Genomic DNA, 9,885 nt, shown 5'->3' on the forward strand with positions numbered 1-9,885 from the left:
GGACGGCGTGACGGCGTCACGCCGTCCCGGCACGCGTCCGAGCTCAGTCGCCCCTCGCCGTGACCTTCGCCGCGGCCGTACCGGCCGTGCCGTGCCGTTCGGCCCAGGACTCCAGGGCGGTACGGCAGGCGTGGTCCAGGTGGTGGAGGCCGGACAGGTCCAGTTCGACGGGCCGGTCCCGGGGCAGCGCCTCCAGGCTGTCGAGGATCTTCGGCAGCCGGAGGAACGTCGCGTTGCCCGACAGGTGCGCCTGGACGGGGCCCGCGCCCTTGTCCACGATCTCCAGATGCGCGTGCGACGCGTCCCACGCGGATTTGGCGACCGACAGCGCGATGCCGATCAGGACGCCCTCGAACATGTTCACCGCGACGATCGACCCGGCGGTGACCACGAGGATCAGGGCCTCGCCCCGGTGCGTCCGCCACAGGCTCACCAGCCGGCGGAACGGGATCAGCTTCCACCCCGCGTGGACGAGGATGCCGGCCAGCGCGGGCAGCGGGATCAGGGCCAGCGCCCAGGGCAGCAGCGCGGCGAACAGCAGCAGCCAGACGCCGTGCAGCACCCGGGACGCCTTGGTCCTCGCCCCCGCCGCCACATTGGCCGAACTGCGGACGATGACCGCCGTCATGGGGAGCGCGCCGAGCGCGCCGCAGACCGCGTTGCCCGCGCCCTGCGCCATGAGCTCCTTGTCGTAGTCGGTGCGCGGACCGTCGTGCAACCGGTCCACGGCCGCGGCGCTGAACAGGCTCTCGGCCGAGGCGATCAGGGTGAAGGCGAGGACCGTGCCGATGACGGCCGGGGTGGCGAGCGCGCCGAAGGCGTCCGCGCCGGGCAGCCGTACGGCGTCCAGCAGGCCGTGCACCTCGACGCGCCCGACCTCGACCCCGAGCAGCGGTACGGCCACCGTCGCCAGGCCCACCGCGGCGAGCGCGCCCGGCACCGCCTGCGCGCGCTCGGGCAGCTTCTTCCACAGCACCATCACGGCGACGGTGCCCGCGCCGATCGCCAGGGAGACCAGCGCCTGCGTGCTGCCCAGCACGTCGACGACCGCCCCGGGCAGGCCCAGGAGCTTGTCCACGCCGGAGGCCGGCGCCTTCAGGCCGGCCGCCGCGTAGAGCTGACCGGCGATGATCACCAGGCCGATGCCGGCCAGCATGCCCTCGACCACGGAGAGGGATATGGCGCGGAACCACCGCCCCAGCCCGAGGGCGCCCATGGCCAGTTGGAGGAGGCCGGCGGCCAGCACGATCGCGCCGAGCACGGGCAGCCCGTGGGCGCGGACCGCCTCGAAGACCAGCACGGTCATCCCGGCGGCCGGCCCGGACACCTGGAGGCTGCTGCCCGGCAGCAGTCCGGTGACCAGTCCGCCCACGATGCCCGTGACGAGCCCGACCTCCGCGGGCACTCCGGAGGCGACGGCGATGCCCACGCACAACGGCAGGGCGACCAGGAACACGACGAGCGAGGCCCCGAAGTCCTGGCGCAGGTGGGGGAAGCGGGCCCCGCCCGTACCGGTACCGCGCGCGGGCGTCGCGGCGACCCGCCCGCTCACAGCGCCTCGAACGTGTCGGTGTCCGCGCGGTGTTCGCGTACGGAGCCGGTGTGCACCTCGTAGTACCAGCCGTGCAGCCGGAGACCGCCGGAGGCCAGGCGCCGCTCGACGCAGGGGTAGGAACGCAGCCGGAGCAGCTGGGCCAGGACGTGCTGCTGCACGGCCTCGGCGACGCTCGGGTCGTCCGCCTCCGAGCGCGCCGGCGCGCCGGCGGCGTGGGTCAGCCAGTCGCGCACGGCCGGCACGGCGGTCAGGTCGTCGCCGCGCACCAGGGCGCCGATGGCGCCGCAGTGGGAGTGGCCGCAGACCACGATGTGCCGGACGCCGAGGATCTCCACCGCGTACTCGACGGTGGCGGCCTCGCCGGTGGGGTGCTCGCCGCGGTACGGCGGGACGATGTTGCCCGCGGTGCGCAGCTCGAAGAGCTCACCGGGCCGGGCGCCCGTGATCAGGGCCGGTACGACCCGGGAGTCGGAACAGGTGATGAACAGGACCTCGGGCGATTGGCCCTCGGCCAGTTCGACGAACTCCTCAGGGCGCTGTCCGAACGTGCGGGCGTTGTCGATGAGGGGTTGCATGATGGTCGTGACTCCTCCTGGCGCGCGTGGGGCGCGTCGGACGTGCGGAACGGATGTGGGGGGTACGAGGTGTGTGGGGGCGCGGGTGCGCTCCGCCGTTCAGCCGCGGAGCGCGGGGGATATGGGCGGCCGGAGGGCCGGCGCACCTCTCCACGGGGCGCCCGCTGTCCCGGAGCGGTTGCTTCCGGGCTGAGCGCCGGCCGTGGCGTGTCGGGCCGCCTGTGCGGGTGCGAAGGAAGCGGTGGGGGAGGGACCGTGGAAGGCGGGCGCGCCGGCCTCGTGGGCCGGGGGCATGGCGGGCGTCGTCGGCCGCATGTCGCGTGCCCCCTTTCCAGGCAGTCCTTTACCCCATGTTCGTACCAACAGGCAGTCAAGAGAAGGTCAAGAAAGACCTTATCCCGGCAAAGTCCTTTGCAGGGGGAACTGAAGGGTTCCGACCGAAGAGCGCCTGAAAAGTTGAGCGAGTTGGCGCGAATGTGGTGCCGCGCGTCAGCGGTGGCCGGCGGCCGTCAGGAGAACGGGGCCGTGTGCCGGAGCGGGTGACGGCGCGTCCGCGGCGCGGCTGGGGGCCGGCGGATGTGTCCGCGCGTGCTGTCCGGGTCCGGGGCCGCCACGCCGGGGCCGGACAGCCGGCGGCATGGGAGGGGGCGCCCTCGGCTTCACCGAGGGCGTGCTGACCGGTGCCCCGTGCACCGGTCCCGGACGGGAACACCGACGCGACGTCCGGGGCCGCGCCGGGACCGACACCGGCGGCGCGGCCCGGGCGACGAGGCCCCGGCGGGGCCCGGACGAGGCCCTGGAGGCACGGCCCCCGTGGGTGCGTCAGGGGCGGCCGGTCAGCCCTGCAGGGCGAGGAAGCGCATCGGGGAGTTCGGCTTGAAGCCGATGCGCGGGTACACCGGCGCGCCGGCGGCCGTCGCGTGCAGGGTGGCGCGGGTGAGGCCGGTGGCCCGGCCGCCCTCGTACAGCGCCTTCCGCGTCACCGCCTCGCCGTAGCCCCTGCGTTCCCACTCCGGATGCGTGGCGACGAGCGCCACGAAGAGCCGTCCGTCCGCCTCCACGGCGCCCGCGCAGGTCACCGGGGTGTCGCCCCGCATCCCCAGGTAGGCGTGCACCGTCTCCTTCCAGAGCGTCGAGCCCTCCAGCCCGTCCCGGCCGTCCTCCAGCGGGAACCCGTACGCCAGCGAGTTGAGGTCCGCGAACGCGCGCAGCTGGTCGTCGGTGGTCACCCGGACGAAGGTCAGGTCGGGGTGCGACGGCTCGGGCACGGGGAGGAGGTCGCCCGCCATGCCGGTCCCGGGGAAGGCGTACACGAGCCCCGCCCGCTCGGCCGCCGCGTCCAGACCGGCACGGGCCCCGTCGTCGAGGAGGTCCTCGAAGAGCCACAGGAAGCCGGGCCGCTCCTTGGCGCTCATGATCTCCGCGCACTGGCGCAGGCGCAGCTCCAGGAGCCGCGCGTCCGCGCCGACCTCGGTCAGGGTCAGGCAGTTCCAGAACGCGAACCGGCAATCGGCCCAGCGGACGGCGATCCCCGGGAGGTCACGGACGTCCGCGTCCGGATCCCGGTCGAGGACCATGGCCCGCCAGGCCACGGTCAGCTGTTCCATCGACTCGGTCGACTCCACCAGATTCAGCACCACGAACTCCCTGCGCCGTCACGGACATCGCTCGACACGTACAACGACCGAGGGCGGCCCCCGGTTCACCGGCCCGCCCCCGCCTCCGAGGGAGGGACCTGATCCGGTCGGCGGAAAACGGCGCACGGAAGAAAAGTGCCGCGGAGCCCATCCGAAAGGGCGCTTCGCGCCGAATGTCCTGGTGAGAGGTCAACCGATCCACGGCCGTGGCCCTCGGCGTCCGGCCGGTGGGAGGAGCACGTCATGAACACCACGCTCACCCGGCGTCGCGTCCCGGCCGCGCTGGCCGCCGCGGCCCTCGCGGTCTCGTTCGGGGCCCTCGCACCGCGGGCGTCGGCCGACGACGGCGGCGCTCCGTTCGGTCCGGGCTGTGCCTCGGTGCCGAAGGAGGGGGCCGGCTCGTTCGCGGGCATGGCCGACGACCCGGTGGCGACCGCCGCCTCGAACAACCCCGAACTGTCGACCCTGGTCACCGCCGTCCAGAAGGCCGGCCTGGTCGACACCCTGAACAACGCGGAGGACATCACGGTGTTCGCGCCGACGAACGACGCCTTCGCGAAGATCCCGAAGGCCGACCTGGACAAGGTCCTCGCCGACAAGGCCGAGCTCACCGAGATCCTCACCTACCACGTGGTCGACGAGCCGGTGGAGAAGGCGGACCTCGCCGACGGCTCCTTCAAGACCCTGCAGGGCGGCACGCTCACCACCGCCGGGTCCGGGGACTCGTACGAGGTGAACGACACCGCCGCCGTCCTCTGCGGCGACGTGGCGACGTCCAACGCGACCGTGCACCTCATCGACACCGTGCTCATGCCGGAGTAGGCGGAACACCGCGGGCCCCGGGCGCCGACCGCGCGGCCGGGGCCGCCGCGGGACCGGCCCTCCCGGACCGGTGACCGCCCCCCCCGAAATGCCGAACCACCCTCATGGCGCGTGTACGTCTCCGGCCCCGGTGAAAGGGATCAGCGCATGGTCACTCCCACGACGTCCCCGGCCCCGCTCTGCCTGGTCACCGGCGCGAGCGGCTACATCGGGGGCCGCCTCGTGCCCGAGCTCCTCGACAGCGGGTACCGGGTGCGCTGTCTCGCCCGGCACCCGGAGAAGCTCCGCGACTTCCCCTGGGCGGACCGGGTGGAGACGGTGCGCGGCGACGTCACGGTCGCCGAGAGCCTCCGCGAGGGGTTCGCCGGCGTCGACGTCGCCTACTACCTCGTCCACTCCATGAGCTCGACGGCCCGCTTCGAGGACACCGACCGGCGCGCCGCCCGCACCTTCGCCGCCGAGGCCCGCTCCGCCGGCGTGCGGCGCGTCGTCTACCTGGGCGGCCTGACACCCGACGGGGTCCCGGAGGACGAACTCTCGCCGCACCTGCGCTCCCGCACCGAGGTGGGCCGCATCCTCCTCGACTCCGGCGTCCCCACCACCGTCCTGCGGGCCGCCGTCGTCATCGGCTCCGGCTCGGCCTCCTTCGAGATGCTCCGGTACCTCACCGAACGCCTGCCCGTCATGGTCACCCCCCGCTGGGTCGGCACCCGGGTCCAGCCCATCGCCGTCCGTGACGTACTGAGGTACCTGGTCGGAAGCGCCGGCATGCCCGCCGACGTGAACCGGACCTTCGACATCGGCGGCCCCGACGTGCTCACGTACCAGGAGATGATGACGCGGTACGCGGAGGTCGCGGGGCTCCGCAAGCGGCTCATCGTCCCCGTGCCGGTCCTCACTCCCCGGCTGTCCAGCCAGTGGATCGGTCTCGTCACACCGGTGCCCGCCTCGCTGGCCCGGCCCCTCACGGAATCGCTCCGGCACGAGGTGGTGTGCACCGAGAACGACATCACCGCCCACGTCCCCGACGCCCCGGGCAGGCCCATCCCCTTCGACGAGGCCCTCCGGCTGGCCCTCCGCCGGGTGCGGGAGGCCCGGGTCACCACGCGCTGGTCCTCGGCCTCGCCGCCCGGGGCGCCGAGCGACCCGCTGCCGACCGACCCGGACTGGGCGGGCGGCAGCCTCTACCGGGACGACCGCTCCCGCACCGTCGACGCGAGTCCCGAGGCGCTGTGGCGGGTCATCGAGGGGGTGGGCGGCGAGAACGGCTGGTACTCCTTCCCGCTGGCCTGGGCCCTCCGGGGGTGGGCGGACCGCCTCGTCGGGGGAGTGGGGCTGCGCCGGGGACGCAGGGACGCGGACCGCCTCCGGGTCGGCGACGCGCTGGACTTCTGGCGCGTCGAGGCGATCGACCGAGGCCGCCTGCTCCGCCTCCGCGCCGAGATGCGCCTGCCGGGTCTCGCCTGGCTGGAGATGGCCGTCGACCGGGACGAGGACGGCCGCACCCGCTACCGGCAGCGGGCGCTCTTCCACCCCCGCGGCCTCGCCGGCCAGGCGTACTGGTGGGGCGTGGCCCCGTTCCACGCCGTGGTCTTCGGCGGCATGGCCCGGAACATCGCCCGGACCGCCGAGGCGGAGCCGGAGACGGACCCGAAGCCGGAGGGCGAGCGGACGGGGGCGGCGCCGGGCCGCGGCTGAGCCCCGCCCCTCGTCCGGCCCACGCCAGGGGGCGTACGCGGCGGCGCGCCGCACGCCCCGACCGAGCCCCCTGCCCCGCTGGGCCCCGGGCTCCTGACGGGCCGTGAGCCGTACGCTCTGGCCGAGCTCCCCGCCCCGCTGGTCCCCAGGTCCCTGACGGGCCGTGAGCCGTACGCGACGGAGCACCGCACGCCCCGGCCGAACCCCCACCCCGTTGCGCCCCGAGCCCCTGACGGCCCGTGAGCCGTACGCGGCGCCGCGCGGCCGGTCGGCGGATCCCGGCTCCGGAACCACCCGGTCATCACTCGTTCGGGTGAGGGGCCCATCCGGCGGGCGGCCGACACCGAACCACGGGGCGTGAGCATCTTCCGCAGCGGTACCACCGGCCGGACCCCCGGCACCGGGGGCCTTCCCGGCCCCACCGCCGTGCCCGGCCCGTCCGCCGGCCGGCCGGCCCCGCCCGCGGCGGTGCCGGTACGGGCACCCGGCGGACCTTCGCCGGCCCGCGCCGGAGCCCTCACGCCGACCACCGGACCCGCCCTCGGCGCATCGGCCCGGACCGTACGACCCGGATCCCCGCGGGGCCGGGCGAAGAACCTCCAAGGAGCAACAGCCATGAACTCCCTGCGCGTCCGCCGTGGCGCCCTCGCGGCGACCGCCGCCGCCGTCCTCCCCTTCTCGCTCGCCGCCTGCTCGGACTCCGGCGGCGAGACCAAGGCCGCGGCCCCTTCCTCGGCCGCCGCCGACCCGACCGCCGCCGCCACCCCGGCGGAGGGCGCGACGGCGACGGGCGGGCCGTTCGGTCCGGCCTGCGCCGGGGTGCCGAAGGAGGGCGTGGGCTCCTTCGACGGCATGGCGAAGGACCCCGTCGCCACGGCGGCGTCGAACAACCCGGCCCTGTCGACCCTGGTCGCCGCCGTCCAGAAGGCCGGCCTGGTCGACACCCTGAACAACGCGGAGGACATCACGGTGTTCGCGCCGACGAACGACGCCTTCGCGAAGATCCCGAAGGCCGACCTGGACAAGGTCCTCGCCGACAAGGCCGCGCTCACCGAGATCCTCACCTACCACGTCGTCGGCCAGAAGCTCACTCCGGAGCAGCTGGAGAACGGCAGCTTCGCGACCCTGCAGAAGGGCACGCTCACCACGAAGGGCTCCGGCGAGGACTACACCGTCAACGACGCCTCCCGGGTCGTCTGCGGCAACGTGAAGACCGCCAACGCCGACGTCTACATCGTCGACACCGTCCTGATGCCGAAGTAGGCGGGGCACTCGCCGGGGCCCACGACGGCCCCGGCGAGCGCGCCACGGGCGGGCGCGGTCCTCGGACCGCGCCCGCTTCTCCTCTTTCCCGCCGGGCCCGCCCGTCGCCGCCGGACCGCGGGCGAGCGGCACGGCGGCGGGGTCAGGACGGGAGGGCGAGGAGGAGCAGGGGCCGGGTGGTGGGCTGAGGGGAGCCGCCGGCCGGTTCGACGGTGAGGCCGACCGCCGTGGCGTCGGCGGGGTCGCCGTCGATGAGGACGGTGCCGTCGGAGTGGAGGAACCCGGCCGGCCGCATGGTGCCGTCGTGAGCGAGCCACAGCTGGTAGGTGTGGCCCCGCGCCGGCGCGGGCAGTCCGGTGGCGGTGAACACGGCCTGGTTCCGCCGGTCCGAGGAGACGACCGTGGCGAGGGCGCCGTCGGTCGTCCGGCCGTGGACGGTCCGCGCGTCCGGTGCGGCCAGCACGGCGCTGACGGCGTCGAGCCGCTGCTCGGCCTGCCGGGCCCGGTCCCGCGCCTCCTCGCCCTGCCGGTGCTGCCAGGCGGCGAGGCCGGCGAACGAGACGGCGGCGGCGAGGCTCGCGGCGAGCGCCAGCGGGACCGCCCCGCGCTTCACCGCCCGCGCGAGTCCCGTCACCGGGCGGGCCGGCGGGATCCGCGGCGGGAGCTGGCGCACACCGTCGACGGCGGCCAGCGTCCGCTGCTTGAGGGCGGGCGGCGGGGTCCGGCCGACGGCGGAGGCGAGCCGTGCCGCGGTGGCCTCGAACTCGGCCACGTCCCGGCGGCAGTCCTCGCAGCGCGGGAGGTGCGCGGCGAAGCCGTCCCGCTCGGTGGCGTCGAGGGCGTGGAGCGCGTAGGCCGCCGCGAGCGCGTGGAGGTCGGAGCGGTGCTGCTTCACGAGGTCACCCCCATGCAGTCGCGGAGGCGGATCAGTCCGTCGCGCAGGCGCGTCTTGACGGTGGGAAGCGGGGTCCGCAGGGCCTGGGCGACTTCGCGGTAGGTGAGGCCCCGGTAGTAGGCGAGGGTGACGGCCTGCCGCTGGAGCTCGGTCAGGCCGCGCAGGCAGCGGCGTACCTGTTCGCTCTCCAGCCGGGTCTCGACCTGCTCGGCGACCTCGTCGAAGGCGGTGGTGTGCTCGCGCGCCGCCCGGGCGCGCTCCCGGTCGGAGGCGGCCTGGGCGGACCGTACGCGGTCGACGGCACGCCGGTGGGCGATGGTCGCCGCCCAGGTGGTGACGGAGCCGGCGGCGGGCCGGTAGCGGGCGGCCTGCCGCCACAGGTCGATCATGACCTCCTGGGTGACCTCCTCGGACTGGGCCCGGTCGCGCACGACACGGAGCACGATGCCGAACACCAGCGGCGCGAGGGCGTCGTACAGCGTGGAGAACGCCCGCTTGTCGCCCCGGGCGACCTCGCGCATCACGTCGGGCAGGTCGCTTCCGGCGCCGGGGGCGGTGCCGGAAGCGTCGCCGGCGGGGAACGGCCGGGTCACCGGCCGTTCCCCGGCCGTCGGAGCCGGCCGGAGCCGCCGGGGGCGGCCGTCCTGGGGGAGCGGGTCCATCGCATACGGGTCCTTCACGGTGGGGCGGGCGGCGCCGGCCCTCCGGGGGAGGGACGGGCGCGGAGCACGGGAACGGCTTCCGCGGGTTCTTCGGCGCGGACGCCGGTACGGATGGGTCCGGACAGGTCACGATCTCGTCGCGGGGCCGACGGAGCCGGCCGTCACGGGTGGAGGCACCCGTTCGGGTGACGGAACCCGTCCGCGGGGCGGACGGTGCCGAAGAAGCGGACGTGACCAGCTTCCGGAACCACCTGAGCCGCCTCGCCCGCGGCGCGCTCGCGGGCCTGACGGCCGGCTACGCGGCCCTGGCGGCGGCCGAACTGACGGCGGCCCTGGTGCGCCCCGCCGCCGGGCCCGTCACGGTCGTCGGCGGTGCGGTCGTCGACCGGACACCGGCGCCCGTGAAGGACTTCGCGATCCGCACCTTCGGGGAGAACGACAAGGCGGTGCTCCAGCTCGGCATCGTCGTCCTGCTCGCCCTCTGCGCGACGGGCCTCGGGATCGTGGCGTCGCGGCACCGGCGCGCGGGAGCGCTCGGTGTCCTGGCGTTCGGCGCCGTCGGCGCCGCCGCCGCGCTGACCAGGCCCGACTCCGCCGGCCTCGGCGACGCGCTGCCGTCCCTGACCGGGGCCGCGGCGGGCGCGGCGGTCCTGTTCCTCCTGACGGGCGGGGCCTTTCCGGCGGACGGAACCGCGCGCGCCGACGGGGCCGGCCCGGAGGCCGAAGGGCCACGGACCGCACCGCCGCGGCAGCGCGGTCGGCGCCGGTTCCTGACGGC

Annotated in this window: 8 protein-coding genes and 1 pseudogene; 4 read left to right on the forward strand and 5 right to left on the reverse strand. The window is 75.4% G+C overall.

The features are described from left to right. Window positions 1-43: 43 nt before the first annotated feature. The 3 genes from AB0E83_RS33830 to AB0E83_RS33840 all read right to left on the reverse strand — a co-directional run bounded on the left by AB0E83_RS33830 (window position 44) and on the right by AB0E83_RS33840 (window position 3,767). Complete coding sequence (locus tag AB0E83_RS33830; RefSeq protein WP_362120398.1) at window positions 44-1,552, reverse strand: SulP family inorganic anion transporter; 1,509 nt, start codon at window positions 1,550-1,552, stop codon at window positions 44-46. Then, on the reverse strand, window positions 1,549-2,130 hold the full coding sequence (locus AB0E83_RS33835; protein ID WP_362120400.1) for a carbonic anhydrase: 582 nt from the start codon (window positions 2,128-2,130) through the stop codon (window positions 1,549-1,551). The genes AB0E83_RS33830 and AB0E83_RS33835 overlap by 4 nt, the downstream gene beginning before the upstream one ends. Window positions 2,131-2,966: 836 nt before the next feature. Then, complete coding sequence (locus AB0E83_RS33840) at window positions 2,967-3,767, reverse strand: GNAT family N-acetyltransferase (RefSeq protein WP_362120402.1); 801 nt, start codon at window positions 3,765-3,767, stop codon at window positions 2,967-2,969. A gap of 243 nt (window positions 3,768-4,010) precedes the next feature. On the opposite strand from AB0E83_RS33840, the gene AB0E83_RS33845 reads away from it, so the two are divergent. The 3 genes from AB0E83_RS33845 (at window position 4,011) to AB0E83_RS33855 (ending at window position 7,550) form a co-directional block, all read left to right on the forward strand. Continuing rightward, complete coding sequence (locus AB0E83_RS33845) at window positions 4,011-4,589, forward strand: fasciclin domain-containing protein (protein WP_362120404.1); 579 nt, start codon at window positions 4,011-4,013, stop codon at window positions 4,587-4,589. Between the two features lie 147 nt (window positions 4,590-4,736). Continuing rightward, entirely contained in the window at window positions 4,737-6,287 is a 1,551-nt protein-coding gene (locus tag AB0E83_RS33850; RefSeq protein ID WP_362120406.1) for an SDR family oxidoreductase, read from the forward strand. A gap of 615 nt (window positions 6,288-6,902) precedes the next feature. Beyond that, the gene (locus tag AB0E83_RS33855; RefSeq protein ID WP_362120408.1) at window positions 6,903-7,550 is read left to right on the forward strand and encodes a fasciclin domain-containing protein; all 648 of its coding nucleotides are present in this window, start codon (window positions 6,903-6,905) and stop codon (window positions 7,548-7,550) included. A 142-nt stretch (window positions 7,551-7,692) separates the two neighbouring features. Here the strand turns inward: AB0E83_RS33855 and AB0E83_RS33860 are convergent, their stop codons facing one another. Continuing rightward, window positions 7,693-8,445 carry an anti-sigma factor gene (locus tag AB0E83_RS33860; protein ID WP_362120410.1) on the reverse strand — a complete coding sequence of 251 codons (753 nt, stop codon included), beginning with the start codon at window positions 8,443-8,445 and terminating at the stop codon, window positions 7,693-7,695. Further along, complete coding sequence (gene sigK, locus AB0E83_RS33865) at window positions 8,442-9,107, reverse strand: ECF RNA polymerase sigma factor SigK (protein ID WP_362120412.1); 666 nt, start codon at window positions 9,105-9,107, stop codon at window positions 8,442-8,444. Before sigK ends, AB0E83_RS33860 begins: the two co-directional genes overlap by 4 nt. Before the next feature lie 230 nt (window positions 9,108-9,337). Here sigK and AB0E83_RS33870 point away from each other — a divergent pair. Further along, window positions 9,338-9,885 (forward strand): annotated as a pseudogene (locus AB0E83_RS33870) (molybdopterin-binding oxidoreductase); the annotation flags it as partial.

The sequence above is a fragment of the Streptomyces sp. NPDC035033 genome (genome assembly GCF_040636735.1).
Classification (GTDB): domain Bacteria; phylum Actinomycetota; class Actinomycetes; order Streptomycetales; family Streptomycetaceae; genus Streptomyces.